The sequence below is a fragment of the Stenotrophomonas sp. AB1(2024) genome (assembly GCF_037482345.1).
GTDB lineage: Bacteria > Pseudomonadota > Gammaproteobacteria > Xanthomonadales > Xanthomonadaceae > Stenotrophomonas.
In genome coordinates this window covers 945,278-969,882 of the sequence record NZ_JBBHKO020000001.1, presented here as the reverse complement: position 1 = coordinate 969,882, position 24,605 = coordinate 945,278, and the positions used below count along the sequence as shown (strand labels likewise).

23 protein-coding genes are annotated in these 24,605 nt (G+C 67.4%); 7 read left to right on the top strand and 16 right to left on the bottom strand.

The window, feature by feature from the left end; genetic code table 11:
- Positions 1 to 3 precede the first annotated feature (3 nt).
- Positions 4 to 1,035, bottom strand: a complete 1,032-nt coding sequence (gene purM, locus WIX41_RS04480; protein ID WP_409187451.1) for a phosphoribosylformylglycinamidine cyclo-ligase — start codon at positions 1,033 to 1,035, stop codon at positions 4 to 6.
- A gap of 138 nt (positions 1,036 to 1,173) precedes the next feature.
- On the opposite strand from purM, the gene WIX41_RS04475 reads away from it, so the two are divergent.
- The 3 genes from WIX41_RS04475 to hda are packed head-to-tail and all read left to right on the top strand — an operon-like array spanning position 1,174 to position 4,171.
- Positions 1,174 to 2,298: a DUF2066 domain-containing protein gene (locus WIX41_RS04475; protein WP_339445957.1), complete on the top strand. Its 1,125-nt coding sequence runs from the start codon at positions 1,174 to 1,176 to the stop codon at positions 2,296 to 2,298.
- Positions 2,295 to 3,464 carry an AI-2E family transporter gene (locus WIX41_RS04470; RefSeq protein WP_339445956.1) on the top strand — a complete coding sequence of 390 codons (1,170 nt, stop codon included), beginning with the start codon at positions 2,295 to 2,297 and terminating at the stop codon, positions 3,462 to 3,464. The genes WIX41_RS04475 and WIX41_RS04470 overlap by 4 nt, the downstream gene beginning before the upstream one ends.
- Positions 3,461 to 4,171, top strand: coding sequence for a DnaA regulatory inactivator Hda (gene hda, locus WIX41_RS04465; RefSeq protein WP_339445955.1), 711 nt, complete (start codon positions 3,461 to 3,463; stop codon positions 4,169 to 4,171). Before WIX41_RS04470 ends, hda begins: the two co-directional genes overlap by 4 nt.
- Positions 4,172 to 4,312: 141 nt before the next feature.
- Here hda and murU read toward each other — a convergent pair whose 3' ends face one another.
- The 4 genes from murU to WIX41_RS04445 form a co-directional block, all read right to left on the bottom strand.
- Positions 4,313 to 5,014 carry an N-acetylmuramate alpha-1-phosphate uridylyltransferase MurU gene (gene murU / locus WIX41_RS04460; RefSeq protein ID WP_339445954.1) on the bottom strand — a complete coding sequence of 234 codons (702 nt, stop codon included), beginning with the start codon at positions 5,012 to 5,014 and terminating at the stop codon, positions 4,313 to 4,315.
- Positions 5,011 to 6,036, bottom strand: coding sequence for an aminoglycoside phosphotransferase family protein (locus WIX41_RS04455; protein WP_339445953.1), 1,026 nt, complete (start codon positions 6,034 to 6,036; stop codon positions 5,011 to 5,013). Before WIX41_RS04455 ends, murU begins: the two co-directional genes overlap by 4 nt.
- Before the next feature lie 58 nt (positions 6,037 to 6,094).
- A complete protein-coding gene (locus WIX41_RS04450) occupies positions 6,095 to 6,364 on the bottom strand; it encodes a GlsB/YeaQ/YmgE family stress response membrane protein (RefSeq protein WP_339445952.1) in 270 nt (89 codons plus the stop codon).
- Positions 6,365 to 6,430: 66 nt separating this feature from the next.
- Positions 6,431 to 7,924, bottom strand: a complete 1,494-nt coding sequence (locus tag WIX41_RS04445; protein ID WP_409187450.1) for a M20 family metallopeptidase — start codon at positions 7,922 to 7,924, stop codon at positions 6,431 to 6,433.
- Positions 7,925 to 8,171: 247 nt separating this feature from the next.
- On the opposite strand from WIX41_RS04445, the gene WIX41_RS04440 reads away from it, so the two are divergent.
- From WIX41_RS04440 to WIX41_RS04425, 4 genes are all read left to right on the top strand, one after another.
- Entirely contained in the window at positions 8,172 to 8,453 is a 282-nt protein-coding gene (locus WIX41_RS04440; RefSeq protein ID WP_409187449.1) for a ComEA family DNA-binding protein, read from the top strand.
- A 525-nt stretch (positions 8,454 to 8,978) separates the two neighbouring features.
- Positions 8,979 to 10,034 (top strand): L,D-transpeptidase, encoded by a 1,056-nt coding sequence (locus tag WIX41_RS04435; protein ID WP_339445950.1) that lies wholly within the window; start codon positions 8,979 to 8,981, stop codon positions 10,032 to 10,034.
- Positions 10,035 to 10,036: 2 nt separating this feature from the next.
- Positions 10,037 to 10,789 (top strand): murein L,D-transpeptidase catalytic domain family protein, encoded by a 753-nt coding sequence (locus WIX41_RS04430; RefSeq protein ID WP_339445949.1) that lies wholly within the window; start codon positions 10,037 to 10,039, stop codon positions 10,787 to 10,789.
- Between the two features lie 14 nt (positions 10,790 to 10,803).
- Positions 10,804 to 11,424: a HutD/Ves family protein gene (locus WIX41_RS04425; RefSeq protein WP_339445948.1), complete on the top strand. Its 621-nt coding sequence runs from the start codon at positions 10,804 to 10,806 to the stop codon at positions 11,422 to 11,424.
- On the opposite strand, the gene WIX41_RS04420 is transcribed toward WIX41_RS04425, so the two are convergent.
- From WIX41_RS04420 to WIX41_RS04370, 11 genes are all read right to left on the bottom strand, one after another.
- Positions 11,403 to 13,013, bottom strand: coding sequence for a sulfite reductase subunit alpha (locus tag WIX41_RS04420; RefSeq protein WP_339445947.1), 1,611 nt, complete (start codon positions 13,011 to 13,013; stop codon positions 11,403 to 11,405). The genes WIX41_RS04425 and WIX41_RS04420 overlap by 22 nt on opposite strands.
- Positions 13,010 to 13,984, bottom strand: coding sequence for an FAD:protein FMN transferase (locus tag WIX41_RS04415; RefSeq protein WP_339445946.1), 975 nt, complete (start codon positions 13,982 to 13,984; stop codon positions 13,010 to 13,012). Before WIX41_RS04415 ends, WIX41_RS04420 begins: the two co-directional genes overlap by 4 nt.
- 111 nt (positions 13,985 to 14,095) lie before the next feature.
- The gene (locus WIX41_RS04410; protein ID WP_339445945.1) at positions 14,096 to 14,902 is read right to left on the bottom strand and encodes a DUF4198 domain-containing protein; all 807 of its coding nucleotides are present in this window, start codon (positions 14,900 to 14,902) and stop codon (positions 14,096 to 14,098) included.
- 56 nt (positions 14,903 to 14,958) lie between these two features.
- Complete coding sequence (locus WIX41_RS04405; protein WP_339445944.1) at positions 14,959 to 15,477, bottom strand: DUF2271 domain-containing protein; 519 nt, start codon at positions 15,475 to 15,477, stop codon at positions 14,959 to 14,961.
- A 34-nt stretch (positions 15,478 to 15,511) separates the two neighbouring features.
- Entirely contained in the window at positions 15,512 to 16,126 is a 615-nt protein-coding gene (locus tag WIX41_RS04400; protein WP_339445943.1) for a PepSY-associated TM helix domain-containing protein, read from the bottom strand.
- A 655-nt stretch (positions 16,127 to 16,781) separates the two neighbouring features.
- Positions 16,782 to 19,214 carry a TonB-dependent receptor domain-containing protein gene (locus WIX41_RS04395; protein ID WP_339445942.1) on the bottom strand — a complete coding sequence of 811 codons (2,433 nt, stop codon included), beginning with the start codon at positions 19,212 to 19,214 and terminating at the stop codon, positions 16,782 to 16,784.
- Between the two features lie 151 nt (positions 19,215 to 19,365).
- A complete protein-coding gene (locus WIX41_RS04390) occupies positions 19,366 to 19,794 on the bottom strand; it encodes a hypothetical protein (RefSeq protein ID WP_339445941.1) in 429 nt (142 codons plus the stop codon).
- A gap of 180 nt (positions 19,795 to 19,974) precedes the next feature.
- Complete coding sequence (locus WIX41_RS04385; RefSeq protein ID WP_339445940.1) at positions 19,975 to 20,661, bottom strand: Fe2+-dependent dioxygenase; 687 nt, start codon at positions 20,659 to 20,661, stop codon at positions 19,975 to 19,977.
- A gap of 18 nt (positions 20,662 to 20,679) precedes the next feature.
- Entirely contained in the window at positions 20,680 to 23,001 is a 2,322-nt protein-coding gene (locus WIX41_RS04380; protein ID WP_339445939.1) for a catecholate siderophore receptor Fiu, read from the bottom strand.
- 682 nt (positions 23,002 to 23,683) lie between these two features.
- A complete protein-coding gene (locus WIX41_RS04375) occupies positions 23,684 to 24,016 on the bottom strand; it encodes a non-heme iron oxygenase ferredoxin subunit (protein ID WP_214900683.1) in 333 nt (110 codons plus the stop codon).
- Complete coding sequence (locus tag WIX41_RS04370; protein ID WP_339445938.1) at positions 24,013 to 24,549, bottom strand: GNAT family N-acetyltransferase; 537 nt, start codon at positions 24,547 to 24,549, stop codon at positions 24,013 to 24,015. Before WIX41_RS04370 ends, WIX41_RS04375 begins: the two co-directional genes overlap by 4 nt.
- Between the last annotated feature and the right edge of the window lie 56 nt (positions 24,550 to 24,605).

Below are 24,605 nucleotides of genomic sequence, written 5' to 3'. Positions count from 1 at the left end.
GCCTCAGGCGTGAGTGATCCGCACGCGTTCGGCGCCGTCGGCCGGGGTGACCTTGCCGATGGTCCACTGCGCCAGGCCCTGGGCTTCGACGGCGGCGGTCACGCTGGCCACCTGGTCCGGGGCGACGATCAGCACGAAGCCGATGCCGCAGTTGAAGGTGCGCCACATTTCGCTGTCGGCCACCGCACCTTCGCGCTGCAGCCACTGGAACACCGGCGGCAGGCTCCAGGAGGAGGCGTCGATGTCCAGGCCCAGGCCTTCGGGCACCACGCGGATGATGTTTTCGGTCAGGCCGCCGCCGGTGATGTGGGCCATGCCATGGATGGCCGCACCGTGGCTCTTGAGCAGGGCCAGGATCGGTTTCACGTACAGGCGGGTCGGCGCCATCAGCGCATCGACCAGCTTGACCCCACCTTCCAGCTCCAGGTCGGCCGGGCGGCCGGCGCGGTCGTAGATGCGGCGGACCAGCGAGTAGCCGTTGGAGTGCGGGCCGGAGGAGGCGATGCCGATCAGCACGTCGCCGTTGGCCACGCTGGCGCCGTCCTTCAGCTCGCTCTTTTCCACGCCGGCCACGGTGAAGCCGGCCAGGTCGTACTCGCCCGGGGCATACATGTCGGGCATTTCAGCGGTTTCGCCGCCGATCAGCGCGCAGCCGGCCTCGGTGCAGCCATTGGCGATGCCGCCCACGACCGCCGCGGCGGTGTCGATGTCCAGCTTGCCGGTCGCGAAATAGTCCAGGAAGAACAGCGGCTCGGCGCCCTGCACCAGCACGTCGTTCACGCACATGGCGACCAGATCGATGCCGATCGTGTCGTGACGGCCCAGCTGTTGTGCCAGCTTCAGCTTGGTGCCCACCCCGTCCGTGCCCGACACCAGCACCGGCTCGCGGTACTTGCTGGAGAGGTCGAACAGGGCGCCGAACCCGCCCAGGCCACCCATCACCTCGGGCCGGAAGCTGCGCTTGACCAGCGGCTTGATGCGCTCGACCAGTTCATTGCCCGCGTCGATGTCGACGCCGGCGTCGCGGTAGGTCAGGGGGGAGGGGTTGGACGGGGAATTGGTCACGGGCGTCGGCGCTGCGCTGGGGTGAAAGCGAGATTTTAACAGGCCACGTTGGCGCGCAGGCCCTATTCGGGCAACAATTCCCCCCGGATACGCTCAATGGAAGTCCTGATGCGCCGCAGCCTCTTTGTAATGATGTTCCTCGCGCTGTGCCTGCCGGTGGCCACGATGGCCCAGAGCGGCATGCGCACCGAAGGCGACGTGGCCACGGCCAGTGGGGCCTACGAGGCCGAAGTGCCGGTCAACAGCCAGGGCGAGGCCGACCGCAACGGGGCCCTGGCCCGCGCGCTGGGCAACGTGCTGACCAAGCTGTCGGGCGACCGCAGCGTGCTGTCCCGCCCGGGCGTGATGCAGGCCCTGCGCGATGCGAAGAACTACGTGGCCAGCTATGACTACCGCCAGGACCAGAGCACGTCGGCCACCGGTGCCCCCAGCTACCGCACCATGCTGGTGGCCCGGTTCCGCCAGGACGACGTGGACGGGCTGATTTCGGCGCTGGGCCTGCCGCTGTGGCCGCAGCCGCGGCCCAAGCCGGTGACCTGGCTGGCCATTGATGACGGCTCCGGTCCCCGCCTGGTCACCGTGCAGCAGGCCAATGCGGCCCGCCCGTTGCTGAACCGCGCCATCGAGCGCGGCTACAAGCTCGGCCTGCCCACCGGCAGCGCCGCCGAGCAGGCCCTGGTGGGCGCGATCTGGCGCCAGGACACCGCTGCGGTGGCCCGTGCCTCCTCGCGCTACGCCCCGCCGATGCAGCTGGTCGGCAAGCTCTACCGCGACACCACCGGCGGCTGGGTGGCCGACTGGGTGTTCGTGGATGGCGGCAAGGAGCTGAACAGGTGGACCGTCAAGGACAGCGATGCCCGCCGTGCGATGTCCAGCGGCGCCGATGGTGCGGCCGATGCGTTGGTCAAGCGCTACGCCAAGGCCGGTGCGGCCACCGGCGCGGCCGGCACCTACACCATCGCGGTGACCGGGATCGACAGCGCCGAGGACTACCTGCGCCTGGCCGCCGGCCTGCGTGAGAACCCGGTGGTACGCAACATCACCCCGCTGCGCGCCTCGGGCAACCGCCTGGAGCTGTCGCTGGAAATGACCGCCGGTCTGGCCGGGCTGAACCGCATGCTGGGCGACAACGGAGTGATCGTGCCGCTGGCCCCGCTGCCGGAACCGATCGATGAGGACGCTGCTCCCGGCAGCCCCCCGCCCCCCGCCAGCAATGAGTACCGCCTGCGATGACCCTCACCCCGGAAGCGGAGATCGCGCAATTCCTGCGCCGCGTCAAGTACATCCTGTTTGCATTGGCGGTGGGTTGGTTGGTGTGGCTGCTGGCGCCGATCCTGACTCCGTTCGTGCTGGCCCTGGCGCTGGCCTGGCTGGGCGACCCGCTGGTGGACCGGGTCGAGGCCACCGGTCGGTCGCGCAACACCGGCGTGGTGCTGGTGTTCGTGGCCATGGTGCTGGTGATCACCGCCGCGCTGCTGATCCTGGTGCCGATGATCGAGCGCCAGATCGCTACCTTGATCGCGGCCATTCCGCAGGCCCAGCAGTGGCTGATGCAGCACGGCATTCCGTGGTTCGAGCAGAAGACCGGCATGGAAATCATGCCGTGGCTGGAGCCGGACCGCCTGATCGAATGGGTGCGCAGCCACTGGGAGCAGGCCGGCGGGTTTGCCAGGACCTTCTTCGGCTACGTTTCGCGTTCGGGCTTTGCGATGGTGACCTGGGTGGTCAACATCCTGCTGCTGCCGATCCTGGCGTTCTACTTCCTGCGCGACTGGGACAAGCTGGTCGAGCGCGTGGCCTCGACCATCCCGCGCAACCACGTGGGCACCATCACCAAGCTGGCGCGCGAGTCCAACGAGGTACTGGGTGCGTTCATTCGTGGCCAGTTCCTGGTGATGGTGGCGCTGGGCCTGATCTACGCCATCGGCCTGTCGCTGGTGGGCCTGAAGCTGGGCCTGTTGATCGGCCTGATTGCCGGCCTGATCAGCTTCATTCCGTACCTGGGCGCCACCACCGGCATCATCATGGCGGTGCTGGCCGCGCTGGTGCAGGCGCAGGGCTTGGACCTGAAACTGCTCATTCTGGTGGGCGTGGTGTTCACCGTGGGCCAGCTGTTGGAAAGCTACGTACTTACCCCGCGCATCGTCGGCGACAAAATCGGCCTGCACCCGGTGGCGGTGATCTTCGCGGTGATGGCCGGTGGCCAGCTGTTCGGCTTCCTGGGCATGCTGCTGGCGTTGCCGGTGGCGGCGGTGAGCAATGTGCTGCTGCGCTATGCACACCTGCGCTACCGTGAGAGCGAGCTGTATGCCGGCGAAAAGACCGCGATCGTGCTCGATTCGTACATCGACAAGCCGACCCTGATCGTCGAGACGCCCCAGGACCCGGACCTGAAGTGAGTGTTGTTCCGCAGCTGCCGCTCGCCTTGCGTTACCCGCAGGACGAGCGACTGGAAACCTTCATCGGCGCACCGGACGGTGCGCTGGCGCAGCTGCGCGCGATTGCCGTGGGCGAGGATCAACACTGGGTGTACCTGGAAGGGGCGGCCGGCACCGGCAAGACCCATCAGGCGCTGGCGATGTGTTCGCTGGCCGAGCAGGCCGGGCGGCAGCCGACCTACCTGCCGCTGAAGGCGGTGGTGGGGCGCACCCGCGCTGCCCTGGAATCGCTGGAAGGCCGCGACCTGGTGGCGCTGGATGGGCTGGATGCGGTGGCCGGGAATCGCGACGATGAAGTGGCGCTGTTCGATTTCCACAACCGCGCGCGCAGTGCCGGCATCACCTTGATGTACACCGCACAGCACGCACCGGACCGGCTGGGCCTGGTGCTGCCCGACCTGCGTTCGCGCCTGCAGCAGTGCGTGCGCGTGGTGCTGCAGCCACTGGACGACGAAGGCCGTGCGGCGGTGCTTCGCGAGCGCGCGGCGCGGCGGGGATTATCGATTGACGAAGCCGCCATCGAATGGCTGCTGACCCGCACTGGCCGCGAGCTGGGCAACCTGGTCAGCCTGCTGGACTGGCTGGACCGCGAATCGCTCGCCGCGCAGCGGCGCATCACCGTGCCATTTTTGCGGCAGGTGGTGGAAGAGGGTTCGCACCGGCTGTAGAGCCACGCCCTGCGTGGCGGCTCTTCGTTTCGGCACCGCGCAGCCACGCGTGAATCATGCCCCGTCATGGCGGCAGGTTCCGCGCGCATGGCGATGCGTTCATCAAACCGGCGCCAGCGGATCCTGGGGCGCGGCGTGGCTCTACGCCAGGGCTGCGTCCAGCGCTGCGAGGCGTTCTGGCGTGCCTACGTCCGTCCATCTTCCCGCGTGGTATTGCCCGGTTACGCGGCCGTGTGCCATGGCGTGTCGCATCAACGGGGCAAGGCCGAACCGCGGCGGGTTCGCTGACGCGCCCTCTGTTGCGCCGATCACCTCACGCCATCCGTCGAGAATCGATGGGCGATACACGCCAATGCCGGCATACGTCAGTCGCGGTGCATCGCCTGCATCGCTGACCGTACCATCCCCGCGCAGGATGAAATCCCCGCGCGGATGCTGCACCGGGTTGTCGACCAGCACCAGGTGCGCATCGCCCTGCGGTTGCTGCGGCAACGCGCTGAAATCCACATCCGTCCATACATCGCCGTTGACCACCAGGAACGGCGCATCACCCAGCAGCGGCAGCGCGTTGAGGATGCCGCCGCCGGTTTCCAGCGGCACTGCACCTTCGCTGATGAAGTGCAGCTGCATGCCCCAGCGATCACCGTCGCCCAGCGCAGGCGCGAACTGATCGCCCAGCCACGAGGTGTTGATCACCACCTCGCTGAACCCCGCCGCAGCCAGCCGCTCCAGGTGCCACACGATAAGCGGCTTGCCGCCCGCCACCAGCAACGGCTTGGGCGTGGTGAGCGTGAGCGGCCGCATGCGTTCGCCCTTGCCGGCGCTGAAGATCATCGCCTTCATGCGCGGCTGGGCACCGGCAGCGCCATCGCGGCCATCGCCGGCTTGATCCGTTCCTGCAGAAGCGTGTTCAAGCCGGCCAGTTCGGGATGGCGTGGCAACACCTCATCCAGGTAACGGATGAAGCGCGGTGCATCGGCGAAGTAATGGCCCTTGCCGTCGCGGTCGCGCAGGCGCACGAACAGGCCGAGGATCTTCAGGTGACGCTGCACGCCCATCCAGTCGGCGTCGCGCAGGAACTGCGGCCACGGCCGCACCGGCAGCCCGGCCGCCTGCGCCTGTGCGTGGTAGCGCGCCAGCCAGGCGTCCACGCGTTCCAGCGGCCAGCTCAGGAACGCATCCTTGAACAGGCTCACCGGGTCGTAGGCGATCGGCCCGCGTACCAGGTCCTGGAAATCGAGCACGGCCGGGCCGGGCTCGACCGGCATCAGGTTGCGTGGCATGAAATCGCGGTGGGTGAGCACCTGCGGCTGCTGCAGCGCGTTGTCCATCAAGCGGCGATGGGCGAGCTGCAGTGTTTCGACTTCACCGCAGTCCAGCTGCAGGCCCAGGTGGCGCTGCAGGAACCATTCGTCGAACAGGCCGGCGTCGCGCTGCAACAGTGCCTCGCCGAACGAGCCCATGCCCTCGGGTAACGGGATCTGCTGCAGGCGGATGAGCTGTGCGAAGGCGGCATCGAACCACGCGTCGGCATTGTCGTCGTCGATGTGCCGGGCGAGCGTGGGCCCACCGAGATCTTCCAGCAGCAGGAAACCCTGTTCCTCGTCGCGGGCCAGCACGCGCGGTACGCGCACGCCGTTGGGTTCCAGCAGGTCATGCATGCGCAGCCACGGGCGCACGTCTTCCAGCCCGGGCGGCGAATCCATCACGATGTGGCTGCCGTGTACGCTGGTGGCGCGCCAGTAGCTGCGGAAACCGGCGTCCACCGACGCGCGGTCCAGGTGCGGGTCGGGGTCGCCCAGCGCGGCGCAGGTCCACTGCCGGCGAAGCTCGGCGCGCAGCGGGTCGGAAGCAGGATCGTTCATGGACAGGTACGTAGAAGCGGCGCCACGGGGCGCGCGGGGAGAAGGGGAGTCGGGATGTTCAGCGCTTGCTGCTGAAGAGGCGGAGCAGGGCCAGCACGGCGATGGCGCCCAGGATCGCGCCGATGAAACCGGCCGGTTCGCCGCGCGCATACCAACCCATGTACTGGCCGAACCAGCCGGCCACCAGCGCGCCGACGATGCCGAGCGCAATGGTCAGCAGGCAGCCCATGCGGTTGTTGCCGGGCATGACGAAGCGCCCGAGCAGGCCGACCACGAAGCCGACCAGGATGATGTAGAGCCAGCTGGTGCTGCCGAACAGGACGTTCATGGAGCCGTTTCCCGCAGGAGATTGACGCAGCCTACCAAGCGCAGGCTGCGTCCGTCACCGTCGCTATCAGCAGCAGCCGTGACCGCCGTGGCGGGTGCCGCTGTCGGCGGCCACCGGCGAACCGCTGGTTTCACCGCGCAGGCTGGCCGCGTAATGCTCGCTGATCACCTTGGATACGCACGCGGTGACGCGCTTGCCCATCGGAATGTGCAGGAACTCGTTCGGGCCGTGTGCATTGGAATGCGGGCCGAGCACGCCGGTGATCATGAACTGCGCGCCGGGGAACTTTTCGCCCAGCATGCCCATGAACGGAATCGAGCCACCTTCGCCCATGTACATCGCCGGCTTGCCGAAGAAGGTCTGGCTGGCTTCGTCGATGGCCTGGGTCAGCCACGGCGCCATCGCCGGGGCGTTCCAGCCCGAGGAGGCCTTTTCCAGGTCCAGCTTCACTTCCGCGCCGTTGGGCGGGTCGCGCAGCAGGGCTTCCTTCAGCAGTTCGCCGCAGGCCTTGCCGTCGGCGGTCGGCGGCAGGCGCAGCGACAGCTTCACTGCGGTATGCGGGCGCAGCACGTTGCCGGCCGAGGCGAGCGCCGGCATGCCGTCCACGCCGGTCACCGACAGCGCCGGGCGCCAGGTGCGGTTGAGCACCAGTTCGGTCAGGTCCTCGTTCATCGGCTTGAGGCCGTCGACCAGCGGGAACTTGTCGAAGATCGCCGTGTCCACCACCTCGGCGGCACGCCTGGCCTGGGCCTGGCGCTCTTCCGGGATGTCGACATGCATGCCGTCAAGCAGGATGCGGCCGGTGTTCTCGTCCTCGATGCGCGACAGCAACTGGCGCAGCAGGCGGAAGCTGGACGGCACCACGCCGGATGCATCGCCCGAATGCACGCCTTCGTTGAGCACCTTCACCGAGAAGTTGCCGCCGGTCAGGCCGCGCAGCGAGGTGGTGCACCACAGTTGGTCGTAGTTGGCGCAGCCCGAATCCAGGCACACCACCAGCGACGGCTTGCCGATGCGGTCGGCCAGGTGGTCCACGTAGGCCGGCAGGTCGTAGCTGCCCGATTCCTCGCAGGCTTCGATCAGCACCACGCAGCGGGCATGCGGCAGGTTCTGTTCCTGCAGCGCCAGCACCGCAGCCAGCGAGCCGAAGATGGCGTAGCCGTCGTCGGCGCCGCCGCGGCCGTACAGCTTGTCGCCGCGCAGCACCGGCACCCACGGGCCCAGGTCATCGTCCCAGCCGGTCATTTCCGGCTGCTTGTCCAGGTGGCCGTACAGCAGCACGGTGTCGTCGCCGGTTTCGGCGCCGGTGGCGGGAATTTCCAGCAGCAGCAGCGGCGTGCGGCCTTCCAGGCGCACCACCTCGACCTTCAGGCCCGGCAACTTCTGGGCCTTGGCCCAGCTTTCCATCAGGGTGACGGCCTGTTCCATATAGCCGTTTTCGACCCAATTGGCGTCGAACATCGGCGATTTGTTGGGGATACGGATGTATTCGACCAATTGCGGAACGATCTCGCTGTCCCACTTTTCACTGACGAATTGGCCGAGTTTGGCGCTGTCCATCTGGTGCTCCGAGTGCATGTGGCTGATCCCGTCATTCTACGCCTGAGCGCGGGGTAGGGATTTCCCTACATCACGTCAGGTATTTAGCTGGCTGTGTGAAGGTGATGTGGACGATAGGCTGTGTGTATGTGGCGAGGGACACTGACTGCTCCGACGGGATGCCGGCAGGAGTCGGTCCGAAGTCACAGGGAGCTACACGGTGGGGCCTTGGTTTTCGTGGAGGGCGCTTGCGCTGGCACTGCTGTTGATGGGAACCGCCTCGGCGGCCGACCGCATCAACATCAATACGGCAGATGCGTCGACGCTGCAGCAGGGATTGACGAACGTGGGGCCCCACAAGGCCCAGGCGATCGTGGCGTACCGGCGACAACACGGACCTTTCCTCCGGGTCGAGGACCTGGCACGGGTGAAAGGGATAGGGACAGCAACAGTCGAACGGAATCGGCGACGGATGACGGTGGGGGCCATGGTGGCGCCCACGGCGGCACCGCCCAGGAGGGCAATGCCGGCACCCGTACCAAGGCGCTGACGTAACAGGATGGGTCGCGACCGGCACGACGCCGGTCACGGTGGCCAGGCAGGAGCCGGCCACCACGACAGCCGCAGGGACGGGGCACGCACGGAGGCGGCGCGGAAGGATTGGCGCGGACCCACCAGGACGGTGGCATCCAGACCCGGGTAGGGGAGGGATGGCGGAACAACATACGGCCGAGTGCAGGGAGCATGGCCGGCACCCACACTGGGCAGGATGCACAGGGGGAAGGCGGGATGCCGACAAGGACGTGACGATTGCCCGGTCCGCACAGGGATGTGTGACCGGGCAATTTTGTTTGGGGGGGCCTCGACGGGTTTCAACGTCGGGCCGTTCCCGTGTCGCCGTGGCATTGTGGTGTCGGATGCTTGTGCCGCGCTGCGCGCGGTTGCCACGCAGGGCGTGGCACTACGGGAATTTCTGCGAACGCGGCGACATTTGGACCCGCGCCGGGTAGAGCCACGCCCTACGTGGCTGCACCATCTGGTGTAGCGTCACTCTCAAACCCCCGGGATCTCTTTCATGGCACCACGCCGCACGCTGCTCACCCTCGGACTTGCTTCGCTGCTGGCCGCCGTTGTATTTCCTGCGCTGGCCGCCACCCCGTCTGCGCCCGCAGCGACCCAGACGGAGCCTGGCCCCACCGACCTCAAGCCTGGCCAGTTCCTCTGGCACCCGGAGATTTCCCCGGCCGGGCCGATCGTGCTGGTGGTCAGCCTGGATGAGCAGCGCGCCTACGTGTACCGCAATGGCATCGCCATCGGCCTGAGCACCATCAGCTCGGGCAAGGCCGGGCATGAAACGCCGACCGGGGTGTTCACCATCCTGCAGAAGGACAAGGACCACAAATCCAACCTGTACAACAGCGCGCCCATGCCCTACATGCAGCGCCTGACCTGGGATGGGATCGCGCTGCACGGCGGCAACCTGCCCGGACACCCGGCCTCGCACGGCTGCGTGCGCCTGCCGCAGGCCTTCGCGCAGAAGTTGTTCGGCGAAACCAGGCGCGGCGATACCGTGGTGGTGGCCGATGCCAAGAGCGCACCGATGACGCTGGCCTACCCGGCGGTACTGGCCCCGGTGAACAGCGTGGGCAAGACTCTGCTGGAAACCACCGACGCGCCGGACCAGTACTGGAATGACAGCGCCGCACCGTCGGGCCAGGTGGGCATCCTGGTCAGCCTGCACGACCAGCGCCTGTACGTGCTGCGCGATGGCGTGCTGATCGGCGAATCGCGGCTGGAGGCCAAGGCGCTGCCGGCGTTCGAGGGCACTACGCTGTTCGTGATGCAGGACGGCTATTCGGATACCGCCAGCCCACTCGATGCCACTCAAAAGCTGCACAGATGGACCGCCTACCCGCTGCTGGGGCAGAGCGCCGGCAATGCCAGCCCGGACCTGCTGGCCACCCCCAGCCTGCCGATGGCGCTGCCGCCTTCCTTTGCCACCCAGCTGTACAAGACGCTGGTGCCGGGCACCACGCTGCTGGTGACCAGCCTGCCGGCGGTTCGCCCGGTGGCGGATGAACAGAACCTGCAGCCGGTCTTGGAATCGGACGTAGGCGGGGTCACGTTGTAGGCATGGCTTGCCGCGTTCCGCTTTCCCTGCTGATGGGTATCACCGCGCTCGCCCTCCCCGGGGGCGATGTGAGTGCCGGTAGCGCCGGCCGTTGGCCGGCCCAGGCGGTGTCGGGGGCCGGCCAACGGCCGGCGCTACCGGCAGAACAGATGGCCGACATGCTGGCGCGCGTTGCGCCCAATGCGGACCGCAAGGTGCTGCAGTTGGCCGCCAACGCAATGACCTGCGCCCTTCGCCGGCCGGAGCTGGGGGTCGACCCGGGCCGGTTGAGCGTGATCGATTACTCGCGCCCGTCCACCGAGCAGCGGATGTGGGTGTTCGACCTGGCCCACCAGAAGCTGCTGTTCGAGGAATGGGTGGCGCACGGCCGCAACAGCGGCGGCAACACCACCGAACGCTTCTCCAACCGCGATGGCAGTTTCATGTCCAGCCTGGGCGCGTTCACCGCCAAGGAAACCTACATGGGCGGCAATGGTTATTCGCTGCGCTTGGAGGGGCTGGAGCCGGGCTTCAATGACAAGGCGCGCGACCGCGCCATCGTCATCCACGGTGCGCCGTACGTGAACCCGACCATCGCCCGGCTGCAGGGGCGACTTGGGCGCAGCCTGGGCTGCCCGGCGGTGCGCCTGACCGTGGCGCGGCCGTTGATCGACAGCCTGCGGGGCGGGGCGATGGTGTTCGCCTACTACCCCGACAAGGACTGGCTGGCGCGCTCGCAGCTGCTTGACGCCGACTGCGGCGGCAACGCCGGCTGAGGCACAATGGCGGCATGTCCACCGCCACCGCATTGAGCGCTGCCACGCGCGTCATTCCGAGCTTTGAATACCGCCGCGAGCGCTGGCGCAATGGCCTGGGCTGGACGCGGGAGATCCTGCGCGTGCCTGACAGCGAGGCGTGGCAGGTGCGGTTGTCGATTGCCGAGATCGAGCAGGATGCGGCGTTCTCGTCGTTCCCCGGCATCGAGCGCGAGCTGGTGCTGTTGCGCGGGGAAGGGCTACGGTTGCGCTTCGCCGATGGCACGGTGCATGCGTTGATGCCGCCGCATGATCGCCTGCGCTTTGCCGGCGAAGCGGAGGTTCATGGCGAGCTGGTGGATGGGCTCACCCACGATTTCAATCTGATGTGGCGCCGCGATCAGGTGGATGCCGAACTGCTGCACCGGCCGCTGGTGGGCAGCATGTTCTTTTTCACCGAGCCGGGAACGGCATGGGCGATCCATCTGCTGGCCGGGCAGGCTGAATTCGAGGGCGAGGCCGATCTGCCGCCGTTGCAGCAGGGCGACACCGCCTGGCTGGCGGCGGGGCCGCGCAGGCGTTACGCGTTGCGCGGTGGTGGTGAGTTGCTGGCGATCCGCCTGGACCAGCGCGGTCAATACACGTCGCGGCGATAGCGGCCTGCGACGATCAATGCTTCTTTTCCTTCGCGGCCCAGTGCTTGTTCGATCACCGCATCCACCGCCGGCGCCATGCCCTGCAGGCTGCCGCAGACCAGGATCGTGGCACCGCCCCGCACCCACTGGCGCAATGTGTCCAGCTGCGCGAGCAACCGGTCCTGCACATAGTGGTGCTCGTCACCGTCGCGGCTGAACACCGCATCCAACCGCGCGATCATGCCGTCCCGTTGCCAACGCTGCAGGTCTTCATTGAAGTAGAAATCATGCGCGGCGGTACGTTCACCGAACAGCAACCAGTTGCGCCCGGCGCCAAGGTCCACCCGTGCACGCAGGTGCGCACGCAGGCCGGCGATGCCGGTGCCGTTGCCGATCAGGATCAGCGGCGCCTCCAGCGGCGGTGCGTGGAAATTGGGATTGCTGCGGAAGCGCAGGTCGATGCGGCCGCCCAGCGCGGCGTGATCGCACAGCCAGCCGCTGCCCAGCCCCGGCGTGCCATCCGGGCGCAGCAGCCGGCGCAGCAACAGCACCACCTGGCCTTCGGCCGGCATGCTGGCAATGGAATACTCCCGGTGCGGCAGTGGCCGGAGCGCGGCCACCAAGGCGGCGTCATCGGCGGGTACGGAATCGGGCAACACCGGTAGATGCGAACGCGCCAGCCAGGCGCGCAGCGGTTGCCCCTCGACCATCGCCGCGCCGTTGCGGGCATGCGCGGCCAACCATGCGTCTACCTCCGCCAGACTGTGCTGCGGGCCGATCTCGGCCACATCACCGGCCTGCCACGCTGGCAGCACGCCGTCTTCCGGTACCAGTCCCACCCGCCACGTCGCCGCGCCCGGGCTGCCGGGATTTTCCAGCCGACGGTCGTGCAAGAGCCAGTGTTGGTACTGCGGCGGGGTCCAGTCGGGCAGGTCGGTGGCGTCGCCACCGAGCTGGCCCAGCAACTGCTGCCAGTGGCGCAGCGCGGCGGGGTCGGCGTTGTCCACTTCGATGGTGTCGAACAGCGGATGCGCGCCGCGCTGGCGCAGCCATGCATCGAGCTGGTGGCCGAATGCGCAGAAATGCCCGTAGCTGCGGTCGCCCAATGCCAGCACGCCGTAGTGCAGGTGCGGCAGCGCAAGGTCCTGCGGCATCACCCGCCGCAGGAAGGGCAGGGTGTGGTCGGGTGGATCGCCTTCGCCGGTGGTGCTGGCGATCAGCAGCATGCGCGCGGATTGCTGCAGCAGCGGTGCGTCCAGCTGGTGCAGGCTGCGTACGCGTACCGGTACACCAGCCGCGCGCAGGACCTCTGCACTGCGCTCGCACAGTTGCTGGCCAAACCCGGTCTGGCTGGCCCAGACCAGCAACAGGGGCGCGCCGTCGGATGCGCTGGCAGCATCATCGCGGTGGCGGCCGCGCCACCAGAGCAGTGCACACAGTGCGGCGTAGGCGATGAGACTGCCGGCCGCCCAGCGCCAGTGCGATGCCAGCGGGGCGCCCAACCACCAGTCTTCCTGCAGGTGCAGGCGCAGCAGCAGCCAGGCCAACACGGCCAGCACTGCCATCATGGCGATGTTGCCCAGCACTGCGCGCGAAGGGCCGCGCTTCATGCCGCAGCCTCCTGTTCGGCAAGCAGTTCGGCAAAGGCCGTGCTCAGCTGTTCTTCGATGCCCTGCGCGCTGCGGGTGATGAAACGTGCGGCCAGTGCGTTGGCATTGGCGAACGGAAGGCCCGCCTCGGCCCCCATCACGGTCAACGCGGTGGCCCAGCCATCGGCGTGCATGGCATCGCGCGCGACCACTGTTACCGCCGCCGCAGCGCGGCTGACCGGTGCGCCCACGCGCGGGTCGAGCGTATGGCTGTAGTGCGCGCCGCCCTGGGTGAACTGGTGCCAGCGGTCGCCCGACGTGGCCACGGCCAGGTCGTCGAGCACCAGCACGCGGGGGGGATGCGGGAGTTCTGCTTCTTCTTCGGGACCGGCCTCGACCAGTACGCGCCACGGCTGCCCATCGGGTTTGCGACCGTAGCCGTGCAGCTCGCCGCCGACCTCGACCAGTGCCGCAGCAATGCCCTGGTCGCGAAGCCAGTGGCTGACCAGATCCACGGCAAAGCCCTTGGCGATGGCCGAAAGATCCAGTTCCAGTCCACCGGGTTGCAGCAGGCAGCCGTCCTGCCAATGCAGACGCTGCCAGCCGCAGCGGGCCCGGGTCGCGGTGAGCAGTGCAGTGTCGGGCACGCGTTGCGCATGTGCCCGCGCGCCAAAGCCCCACAGTGCTACCAACGGGCCGACAGTGGGATCAAACGCACCATCGCTGCGCTGCGCGATATCGAGCGCGCAGTCGACTACCTCGGCAAACAGTGCGGGCAGCGGCAACGATGCGCCGGCCGCCGCGCCATTGAATGCGGAAATGGCGCTGGCCGCCTCCCAGGTGCTCATCTGCGCCACCACGGCATCCAGCTGCGCCTGGATGCCCGCATGCAGCGGGTGCAGGTCGCGGTCGGGCGAGGTGGTCAGTTTGACCTGCCAGGTGGTGCCCATGGTGTGGCCACCGAGGCTGGCGATGTCGAGGGAGGGGGTCATTGGGTTCTATGGGTGTGCGTGGTTGCCGGGCAGGGCCCGGCGTTACGAGGCGGCCGGGCCTGGCCCGGCGATCGCCTGGTTGCCAGGCAGGGCCTGGCACTACCGCTGCCTTTATTGCGGCAGTACTTCGAGGGTGGCGACGTAGTTCAGGCGGCGGGTCTTGGCCTGCTTGAGCGTGGTCTTCTTGTCTTCGCTGCTGGTTTCCAGCCAGTACATGCCGGCTTCGGGCCAGGTGACGGAGAACTCGCCCTTCTTGTCGCTGGTGACCTTGATCTCTTCCTGGGTGTTGCGGTAGCGCGTGCCGCCGCGGGTGATCTCGAAGGCCAGGCCGGCGCGCGGCTTGCCGTCGACCAGCACGCGGAACTTCGCTTCTTCGCCCGCGGCCAGGTCGTTGGGGTGGCCCACGGCGACCAGCTCGATGCCCGACTTGGTCGGCTTGAGCGCGGTGTCGTTCGGAGCGCCATTGGTGACGAAGGTTTCGATGCGGTTGACCGACTGGCTCACCTGCAGCTTCTTCGCCTTCTTCGGCACTTCGGTGGCGAAGGTCGCCACGGTGCCGCGCCAGCGCTTGGGCTTGCCGTCTTCTTCCCAGCTCGCCGACAGACCGTTGTTGACCGAGGCCAGGCGGTAGGTGCCCTGCTGGGTCAGCTCGACGTCGAACACGCTGCGGAACTTGCCGGTGGAGGCGTTCTGCGGCTGCACGGTGGTGCCGTCCGGTGCGGTGATGACCAGGCTCTCCAGGCGCAGCGGCACGTGGTTGAAGTAGAACAGGTCGTTGGACACCGCCGCATCGACGGTGATCCACGGATGTTCGCCGGCGATGACGGTCTGCGACGGCTGCAACCAGGCCTTGTGGGCGAGGGCGGAGAACGGAAGGACGGCGGCCAGGGCGGCGGCCAGGACGAGCGAGCGCTTCATCAACAACTCCATGTACGGGTGAGGGATGCCCTCCCTGCAGGGAGGGCAGTGGAAATTCAGGGCGTGGCTGACAGTGTGACCAGGCCCAGTTCGGTGGTGCCCCGGGCTTGGCCGGTTTCCTGCTTGGTGGCCGGCCAGGTGAAGGGAATCTTGACCAGCTCGCGGCCGCCGACTTCGCGCACCGCTTCCACCACCAGCGTGTAGTTGCCCGGTGCCAGCGACTTCATCGCCGGCTGCTTGTTGGTGAACGACAGCGCGTGGGTGCCGGCCGGCTTGGTCGGGCCGGTCACGCCGTCCACCGGCACCGCAAGCGAACGGCCGCTTTTGCGCCACCACTGGCGCAGGTCGGGCAGCCACTTGGTGCCGTGGCCTTCGCTGTTGCCGGTCTGCTGGTACCAGACCGAGAGATTGGCGGCGACCTTCTGGTCGGCCCCTTCCAGCCACACGGCCACGTACGGGCGGTGGTACTCGGCCACGTTGAGCTTGGGCACCTCGACGTTGATGTCCAGGGTGGTGGCATAGGCCGGCGAGGTGGCCAGCAGGCCGCTCAGGGCGATGGTGAGGGTGACGCGCATGGTGCGGCTCCGGGAAGGGAAAGGGGAAAGGGAATCAGTGGATCAGGATCAGCGCGATCAGCAGCGGCACCATCAGGCCCAGGCCGACCAGCGGCCAGGTCATGCGGCGCTGGCGGGCATGCAGGTGCAGCAGGAACAGGCCGGTGATGCAGAACACCAGGCAGGCCACGGCGAACACATCCAGGAACCAGCCCCAGGCCGGGCCGGCATTGCGGCCCTTGTGCAGGTCGTTGAAGTAGGACACCCAGCCGCGCGAGGTTGCTTCGTATTCGACCGCGCCGCTTTCACGGTCGATGCTCAGCCAGGCATCGCCGCCGGGGCTGGGCATGGAAAGGTAGATTTCCCCGGCCGACCATTCGGCCGGGCGGCGGCCAATGGAAACGCCCAGCTCGCGGTCCAGCCAGCGGGCGGCAGGGCGGGGCACCGGTGCGTTGCCATCGGTATGGTCGGCGAGCTGGCCAAGCAGCTCGGCCGGCAATTCCAGCTGCCGATTGACCACCTGCGGCGTGGCCTCGATCTTCGCCGCATGGTTCAGCGTGATCCCGGTGGCGGCAAACAACAGCATGCCGATCAGGCACACCGCCGAACTGATCCAGTGCCACTGGTGCAGGGTACGCAGCCAGAAGCCACGGCTTTGTTGTTGTTGCACGGCAGAGGAGGGCGTAAGGGCGGCCACGGTCACAAAAGAAGAAGGCGAATACCGAATTACACCATTGATGAGAATGGTTCGCAATTATTGGCCGCACGATGAAGGTCCACGCGGGCCGGCCAACGGCCGGCGCTACCGGTATCCGGCCTTTGGGTCGATTGATCCCGATCCCGATGGGCCCGTAACAATTCGTAGGTCCGGCCGTTGGCCGGACACCGCGCGCAGCGCGGCGCAAGCGTCCGAAGCCGGCACGCCACCGCCCGCGACCACCATCCCGACGTTGAAATCCACCGGAGCCTGCTGCCGACGTATCCAGATCCAAATGGGCACGTAACAATTCGTAGGTCCGGCCGTTGGCCGGACACCGCGCGCAGCGCGGCGCAAGCGTCCGAAGCCGGCACGCCACCGCCCGCGACCACCATCCCGACGTTGAAACCCACCGGAGCCTGCTGCCGACGTATCCAGATCCGAATGGGCACGTAACAATTCGTAGGTCCGGCCGTTGGCCGGACACCGCGCGCAGCGCGGCGCAAGCCCCCGAAGCCGGACATGCAATCGCCCGTACCCATCACCCCGGAGTTTAGACCCACCGGAGCCGTCCACCAGGTGTGCACACCCCAACCGGCGCCCGACCCCATGGCCGGGCGCCGACAGCTCAAAACTTCGCGTTCAATGAAATCCAATAACTCCGCCGCTGATCCTTCGTCGCGTAATCATCCACACAGTTGTACTCACTGTCGCTGATCAACACGCACGACTGCGAAACGAAATCCTTGTCGAACAGATTGTTCACCCGCGCATTGACCGTCAGCCACTGATTGATGTCCCAGCTGCCGCCCAGATGGAAGATCGTGTAGTCATCGTAGTACCGCACCTGCGAGCTGCTCACCCCGCCCACGTTGCTCACCAGCGTGTCGCGATACCGGTCATAACGCCCCTCACCGATCAGCGACAGGCTCACCGCCTCGCTGATCTGCCAGTTCAGACTCGCATTGGCCATGTGCCTGGCCGGCGTGGTGGTACCGCCCACCGGCTTGCCCTTGTCCACACCGCTGGTCTGCTCGGACCTGGTATAGGTGTAGTTGCCACGCAGCTGCAGGCTGTCCAGAAGATCCACATGCGCGGCTGCCTCCACGCCACGCGTTTCAGCGGTATCGATGTTCACGCTCTGGCTGAAGGTGCTGTAGCCCAGCGCCGCCCAACCCGGGCCCACATCCACGCAATACCCGCTGCCGGCCGGTGCCACCTCGCAGTTCGGGAAGGTGCCGCCGCTGGCGATCTTGTCGTCGAACTTGTTGAAGAAACCGGTGAGGTTGAAGCCCCAGCGTTCGCCCTCGTAGTAGCTGGCGATCTCGTAATTGGTGCTGGTTTCCGGCTGCAGGTTGGGCGACCCCACCAGCGGCAGCACGCCCTGGCCGCCGAAACCGGTCACGCCCGGGAACAGCTGGTCCGGTCGCGGGGTCTTGTAGCCGGTGCTCACGCCGCCCTTGAAGGTCCAGGCATCGCTGGCATTCCACACCAGGTACGCGCGCGGGCTGACATGGCTGCCGAAGATGTTGTGGTCGTCATAGCGCACGCCCAGCGTGGCGGTCAGCGCATCGGTCAGCGCCCAGTTGTCTTCGGCGAACACCGACCACATGCGGTGCTTCTGCTTGACGTTGTCGCGGTAGCCGGCGCCGTCCATGCCGAACACACCGTCAACCATGTCGGTATCGGTGTACTGGCCGCCCACGGTCAGCTTGTGTGCGTCCAGGCTCATGTCCAGCATCGTGTCCAGCACATAGCCTTCCAGCTCCATGGTGCGCAGCGGACGCGGCAGGAACGCTTCCAGCCGCGCCAGCTCGGTCGGGTTCAACGCGGCCAGCGCGTTGGTGCGGCCGGCGGCACAGTTGTTGGCCGCGCCGGTGCGCAGGCACACGTCGTTCCACAGCGTCTGCAGGTCGGCGCGTTCGTCCAGGGTCAGCGGCAGCGACCGACCCAGGTTGTTGCTCTGGGTGTGGGTCAGCGTGGTCTGCCAGGTGCCGAAGGAATAGCGCCCCTGGTGGGTCAACGCCAGCTGGTCGCGCTCGTAGCGCTGGTAGGCGGTATAGCCCACGCGCGGCTGCACCACGCGGCGGGTGATCGTGCCCGTCCCGTTCGGGTTGGGGATGGTGGCATTGCCCACGCGCCACAGGCTGGCAACGCTGTCCAGCGTGCCGGTCTGGCCTTCGCTGTTGTCGTACTTCTGCCGCGACACGTCGTAATCCAGCGACAGGTCATGGTCGTCATTGATCGTCAAGCCCAGGCGCACGCCGGTGTTCCAGTTGGTGTTGGCCACCGCCTTGCCGCCACCGCCGAAGCCGATGCTGCGCTCCCATGGGGTGCCATCGGGCAGCGGCAGGTCGTCCCACTCCGGGTTCGACGCCTTGGCGTCGTAGTAGCTGCCACGCACGGCCAGCGCCACGCGGTCCTTCACCAGCGGGCCGGTCAGGTACACATCGGTGGTGCGCGCATCGCCGAACTGGTCGTCCTGCTGCACGGTGAAACCCTGGGTAACCGAGCCATGCCAGCTGTCCTGGCTGCGCCGGGTGATGATGTTGATGACGCCACCCATGGCATCGGAACCGTACAGCGTGGACATCGGGCCGCGCACCACTTCGATGCGTTCGATCGCATCCAGCGGTGGCAGGTAGGCGAACTGGCCGCCACCGAAGTTGTTCGGGTACAGCTGGCCCACGTTGCTCTGGCGGCGGCCGTCGATCAGCACCAGCGTGTATTCGGAGGGCATGCCGCGCATGGAAATGGTGGCGCGGCCGTTCTTGTCGGTGGTTTCCATGCCCACGTCGATGCCTTCCACATCGCGCAGCGCGTCCACCAGGCTGGTGTAGGGGCGCTTGCTCAGTTCTTCGCGGCTGACCACGCTGATGCTGGCCGGCGCGTCGGTGATCTTCTGCTCGAAGCCTGACGCGGTTACCACCACCTGGTCCAGGGTCTTGGGATCACCGGCGACATCGCCAGCGGCGAAGGTGGGCGCGCTGATGGCAGTGAGCAGGGCGATGCTGAGCGTGCGGCGGGACAGGGACGTGCAACGACGATGGCGCTGGGCCATGGCGGGTTTCCTCGGAAAGGGGACGAACGCGGGAACGCCGTGGCCGGCGGCCGCAGCGGAATCGGAAAATCATCAGAGGGCCTGCAGTGCAGGCAGCAGCGGTGCGCTCAGCGACGGTCGTGCAGGTGCAGCGACGCGGACGCGGGCGGAATCAGCCCTGCGGGGGGGCCTGGCCGCGCTGGACGCGCAGGCCGGGCGTCGCCGGCAAAGGGGTGGCCGGCGCGGAATCAATGGTGGGTACGACCTGCGGCGGCAGTTCGGCCAGGGTGGCCATCAGTGCATCAAGCGATTCGGTTGACGGCGGCTGCGGCAGGCGCGGCGGGGTTGCCGCCGGGCGTGCACTGGTCATGCGGCGCGGCTTGGCCGGTGTTTCTTCCTGCACGCGGTTGTCACCGCCGGGGCGTCCCTCGGCCGGCAGCTGCATCACCAGCGCAGCGGTGCCGGGCAGGTGTGGTTCAAGCAGCGGCAGGGTGCCCAGCAGCATCGACAGCAGCGCCAGCCACGCCAGCACCGTCGCCAACGCCGGGCGCTGCCCGCGCATGGCGGGGGCAAAGCTGCGGTGGCGGTGTGGGTGGCGCAAGGTGGGATTCCGATCCAAGGCGCGCCGGCAGGTCCGGTGCGGGGGGGATTGTAGATAGCGTTTGTCACAAACGCAAATAGGAATGATTTACAGATGCGGGGATTTCGATTGACGGTAGCGCCGGCCGTTGGCCGGCCCAAGCGATCCGTGGACCGGCCAACGGCCGGCGCTACCGGTCCCTCAGGTCTCGCTCCAGCGCCGCAACAGGTTGTGATACACCCCGGTCAACTGCAGGACCGCCCCCGGATCGGCGCCGGTCACGCGCAGCTTTTCGATCGCCCCATCCATCTCCAGCAGCATCCGCCGTGCGCCGTCATCGCGCACCATGCTCTGCACCCAGAAGAACGAGGCCAGCCGCGCACCTGCGGTCACCGGGTTGACCTTGTGCAGGCTGCTGGAGGGGTACAGCACCAGATCGCCGGCGGGCAGCTTCACCTCATGCTCGCCGTAGGTGTCGCTGATGACCAGCTCGCCACCCTCGTAGTCCTCCGGCGCGTTGAGGAACAGCGTGCACGACACATCCGAACGCAGGTGACTGCGCTGGCCATCCGTACCCGTGATCATCACCGCGCCATCCACATGGAAGCCGTACTCGCCACCGCCCTGGTAGCGGTTGAAGCGCGGCGGCAGGATGCGTAGCGGCAGTGCGGCGGCGAAGAACAGCGGGTGCCGTTCCAGCGCCGCCAGCACGATCCTGCCCAGTTCGGCTTTCAGCGGAGAAGCGTCAGGCAACTGCTGGTTGCGTTTGACCTGCGCGCCCTGCACGCCCACGGTCTCGCGGCCGTCGGCCCAGTCCGCCGCCGCAAGCGCGCGCTGCAGGTGGGCCAGTTCGTCGGCGGTGAGGACATCGGGAACGTGCAGGAGCATGGCAGGGTCCTTGGTGGATCAGAAGCGGAAGTCCGCGCTGAACAGCACGCTGCGCGGGGCACCCGGGGTGTAACGGTAGCCGCTCTTGTTGATCGCGGCCACATAGTCCTTGTCGAACAGGTTGTAGGCGTTCAAACGTAGTACCAGGTGCTCGTTGATCTCATACGAGGCCACCGCGTCGTACACCGTGTACGACTTGGTGAACGCCGGGGTGCCCACCGCGCCATCGGTGCCACGGTGCATCTGGCCGGCATAACGCACGCCGCCGCCCAGGGTCAGACCGAACGGGAAGGTGTAGCTGGTCCAGCTGGTGAAGGTGGCGCCGGGGGTGTAGGTCAGGTTGCGGGTGCCGTCCGCGGCCACGCTGGCGCCTTCCTCCACTTCGGTATCCAGGTGGCTGTAGCCGGCCGAGACCGACCAGTTCTCGGTGATGCGGCCGACCGTCGACACCTCGATGCCCTGCACCGTCTTCCTGCCGGTCTGGGTCGGGTTGCCGACGTCGTCCAGCACCTGGGTGTTGATCTCGTTGCTGACTTCGGTCTTGAACAGGGCCACATTGAAGGCCAGGTTGTCGTCCAGGAACGCCCACTTGGTCCCCACTTCCAGCGTCTTTGCCTTCTGCGGGTCCAGGCTGGGGTTGTCGGCGCTGCTCACCGAGCTGCTCAGCTGGAAGTTGCTGCCGCCCGGGGGCTGCTGGGACAGCGCGTAGTTGCCGTACAGGCTGACGATGTCGCCAACCTTGTACACCGCACCCAGCTTCCAGTTGAGCAGGGTGTCGGAATGCTCCAGCGATGGATTGGGAATCACCGTGCCCACCGGGTTGCTGCCGCACGCCGGGCCACGCCCGCCGCATACCGACGCGCTCTGGTACTCGGTTCTGTAATGGTCCGCACGCAGGCCGGCGGTGACCAGGAAGCTGTCGGTGAAGTGCAGCGTATCGAACAGGTACACCGAGGAGGTGGTGGTCTTGCCGCGGCTGTCGGCGCCATTGTGCGCCCAGGTCAGGCCGGTGGCGTTCCAGTCCGGGGTGTACAGGTTGGCCGGCGACCAGGTGGTGTCGTTGGTGGCGGCCTGGCCGAAGCTCTTGAGCTCTTCGCGGGTGAATTCCACGCCAGTGCTCAGGTTGTGCACGATGGCGCCGGTGCTGAAGTCCGCGCGCAGGTTGAGCTGGTCGGTGAGGATGGTGTTCTGCTGGTCCTTGAAGGTCGGCAGGCTGCGCGCGATGGTGTAGGTGTCCAGGTTGTTGCGATCGGTATAACGGATGTTGCCGGTGGGCGCGCCGTTGGCACCGCGCGTGCCGGTGCCCATGAAGGCGGTGAGCATGTAGTCCTGGTCGGTGCGGCCCCAGCGTGCGGTGTTGGTCAGGCGCACGTTGTCGTTGAAATCGTGCTCGATGCGGAAGGTGGCCATCTTCGCGGTGACATCGTCATGGTCGGCGCGGGTGCCGTAGAAGTTCTCCGGGTTCACCGGATGGCCGGCCAGCTGTTCCAGCGTGGGCTGCGGGGTCCAGCCGGGCAGGCCCAGGGTCGGCACGCCACCGTCGGGCACGTTGTCCTGGTCCACGTACAGCAGGTTGAGGATGTAGCGGGTATTGGTACCCAGCCCGAATGCCAGCGACGGCGCGATGCCCCAGCGCGAGTTGTTGACGTGGTCACGGCCCGGCTGGTCGCTGTCCTGCCACATGGCATTCAGGCGCAGCGCGCTGGTCGCGCCCAGGGTCTGGTTCCAGTCGGCCGATGCGCGCTGCTGGCTGTCGCTGCCGACCGAGACGGTGCCGCTCACCGCGTCATGCAGGTTGGCCTGTTTGCTCACCATGTTGATCGAACCGGTGGGCGCGGAACGGCCGTTGTCGGTGCCGGCCGGGCCCTTGGACACTTCCACCTGTTCGGTGTTGAACACATCGCGCGAGATTGAGCCGACATCGCGCACGCCGTCCACGAAGATGCTGCTGGAGGTGTCGAAGCCACGCATGAAAATGCTGTCGCCGGTGTTGGTGTTGCCGTTCTCGCCGACGTAGAACGTGCCCACGCCCGGGCTGTTGCGCAGGGCGTCGGTCAGCGTGGTGGCGCCCTGCTGGGTGAACAGGTCGCGGCTGATGATCTGGATGGTCTGCGGGGTGTCCTGCAGGGACTGGGTGAACTTGGGCGAGGCGACCTTGTCGACTTTGAAGCCGCGCGAGGCCTGCACCTGCACCTGGTCCAGCGTGCGCGGGGTGTCGCTGCTCGACTCGGCATGGGCGGCCACCGGCAGCATGGCCAGGCTGAGGCCGGTGACGAGGCTGGCGGTGGCCAGGCTGGTGGCACTGCGGGCGGCGGAGGGATGCTTGCGGCTCTTGATCATGGTGGTGGAAGACCTGGGAACGGATGGGGAATGTCGCGCGGGTGCACGGGGAATGCGCGCACGCGGGAGGCATGGACGGTCGATCGGATACGGAACGGCGTGGTGCGGAAAGCAGTCAGCGGTGCGCGCGCGGGAAGGCCGGCGCGGCGGCGATCAGGCGCGGGCGGGGGGTGCCTGGGACAGATGCGAGCACAGGGCGCGCCTCGGGATGGAGGGGCGTGCCGGAACGCGAGGTATCGCGCTGATGCCTGCATTGGCCGGAAGCTTCAGCGCCCCGACTGGTATGCCTGCTTTGCCGGGCTTGCCGTTCTCCGCTTCCTTCTCTGCAACGGCGCAGGCGTGGAAGCGCACCCCGGAGCGGCCGGGAACCGGATCGCCGCACTGGGTTTGCCCTGCGAGGGCGACCTCTCCCCAACCGGCCTGTCCCGCGCCGGCAGGTGTCCCCTGCCAGCCCAACACGGCGGCAAGCAGGCAGCACATCGCCGCTGCGGTCAGCAGGAGTGAGGTCCAGCGGGCAGAGTGGGTGTCTCGGGCGGAAGCCATGAGGCGGGATCGGTCAGGCCGGGGCGGCGAATGACGGTAAGTTAACAGAAACGATAATGATTCGCATCCATCAGCCTGCGCCGGACATCACAGAATCGACCATAGGCCCATTCAGGTTTTCTATCGCTTGTGCCGTGCCTCAGTCGCGGTCGTCGCGGGTCCAGACCCCGCCGTGTTCCAGCTTCACCGGGAACTTCGGTACCGGCGAATAGGCCGGCGCGCACAGGGCGCGGCCGTCGCGCACGTCGAAGCGCGCGCTGTGCAGCACGCATTCGATGCTGCCTTCTTCGATATTGAAGGTGCCCGAGGACAGCTCGAATTCCTCGTGGCTGCATTGGTCTTCGAGGGCGTACAGATCGCCGTCCAGGTTGAACACCACGATCGGCGTGCCGGTGACTTCATCGAAGGTGCTCTTCATCTCGCCGGGCAGCAGCTCGGCGGTGGCGCAGACGAAGGTCCAGGTCTCGCTCATGCGTGGGCCGCCAGCGGCTTTTCCAGGATTTCAAAGCGCAGGTCGTCGCGCTTGGGAATACCGAAGCGCTCATCCCCATACGGGAACGGCTTCTTGATCCCGGTGCGCTGGTAGCCGCGACGCTCGTAGAAGGCGATCAGCTCATCGCGGATGTCGATCACCGTCATCTGCATGACCGGCACGCCCCATTCGCGCGCGGCGTGGGTCTCGGCCGCGTCCATCACCTGCTTGCCGATACCGCCGCCCTGCTGCGCCGGGTCCACCGAGAACATGCCGAAGTAGCCCTTGCCATGGTCGTCGGCGATGTGGGCACAGGCCAGCAGCTGGCCGTTGCGTTCGGCCAGCAGGATGGTGCTGCGCGGGCGCTCGATATCGGCCTGCAGGCCGGTGGCGTCAATGCGCGCACCGTCCAGCATGTCCGCTTCGGTGGTCCAGCCGGCGCGGCTGGCGTCGCCGCGGTAGGCCGACGTGACCAGGGTGATCAGGGCGGGAATGTCGGCCAGCGTGGCCGCACGGAAGGTCAGGGTACTCATGCCGCCATTCTAGAGCGGGGCGCCGGTGGCGGGTAGCAGTGGCGCGGCCTATGGCG

Bases quoted from the DNA above. Each gene is read 5' to 3' on its own strand.
- WIX41_RS04435 (WP_339445950.1), top strand. From the start codon at position 8,979: ATGGCACCACGCCGCACGCTGCTCACCCTCGGACTTGCTTCGCTGCTG.
- WIX41_RS04430 (WP_339445949.1), top strand. From the start codon at position 10,037: ATGGCTTGCCGCGTTCCGCTTTCCCTGCTGATGGGTATCACCGCGCTC.
- WIX41_RS04475 (WP_339445957.1), top strand. From the start codon at position 1,174: ATGCGCCGCAGCCTCTTTGTAATGATGTTCCTCGCGCTGTGCCTGCCG.
- WIX41_RS04425 (WP_339445948.1), top strand. From the start codon at position 10,804: ATGTCCACCGCCACCGCATTGAGCGCTGCCACGCGCGTCATTCCGAGC.
- WIX41_RS04450 (WP_339445952.1), bottom strand. From the start codon at position 6,364: ATGAACGTCCTGTTCGGCAGCACCAGCTGGCTCTACATCATCCTGGTC.
- WIX41_RS04410 (WP_339445945.1), bottom strand. From the start codon at position 14,902: ATGAAGCGCTCGCTCGTCCTGGCCGCCGCCCTGGCCGCCGTCCTTCCG.
- WIX41_RS04380 (WP_339445939.1), bottom strand. From the start codon at position 23,001: ATGATCAAGAGCCGCAAGCATCCCTCCGCCGCCCGCAGTGCCACCAGC.
- WIX41_RS04370 (WP_339445938.1), bottom strand. From the start codon at position 24,549: ATGAGTACCCTGACCTTCCGTGCGGCCACGCTGGCCGACATTCCCGCC.
- WIX41_RS04420 (WP_339445947.1), bottom strand. From the start codon at position 13,013: ATGAAGCGCGGCCCTTCGCGCGCAGTGCTGGGCAACATCGCCATGATG.
- WIX41_RS04405 (WP_339445944.1), bottom strand. From the start codon at position 15,477: ATGCGCGTCACCCTCACCATCGCCCTGAGCGGCCTGCTGGCCACCTCG.
- WIX41_RS04385 (WP_339445940.1), bottom strand. From the start codon at position 20,661: ATGCTCCTGCACGTTCCCGATGTCCTCACCGCCGACGAACTGGCCCAC.
- murU (WP_339445954.1), bottom strand. From the start codon at position 5,014: ATGAAGGCGATGATCTTCAGCGCCGGCAAGGGCGAACGCATGCGGCCG.
- WIX41_RS04470 (WP_339445956.1), top strand. From the start codon at position 2,295: ATGACCCTCACCCCGGAAGCGGAGATCGCGCAATTCCTGCGCCGCGTC.
- WIX41_RS04395 (WP_339445942.1), bottom strand. From the start codon at position 19,214: ATGGCCCAGCGCCATCGTCGTTGCACGTCCCTGTCCCGCCGCACGCTC.
- WIX41_RS04440 (WP_409187449.1), top strand. From the start codon at position 8,172: ATGGGAACCGCCTCGGCGGCCGACCGCATCAACATCAATACGGCAGAT.
- WIX41_RS04455 (WP_339445953.1), bottom strand. From the start codon at position 6,036: ATGAACGATCCTGCTTCCGACCCGCTGCGCGCCGAGCTTCGCCGGCAG.
- WIX41_RS04375 (WP_214900683.1), bottom strand. From the start codon at position 24,016: ATGAGCGAGACCTGGACCTTCGTCTGCGCCACCGCCGAGCTGCTGCCC.
- WIX41_RS04445 (WP_409187450.1), bottom strand. From the start codon at position 7,924: ATGGACAGCGCCAAACTCGGCCAATTCGTCAGTGAAAAGTGGGACAGC.
- WIX41_RS04415 (WP_339445946.1), bottom strand. From the start codon at position 13,984: ATGACCCCCTCCCTCGACATCGCCAGCCTCGGTGGCCACACCATGGGC.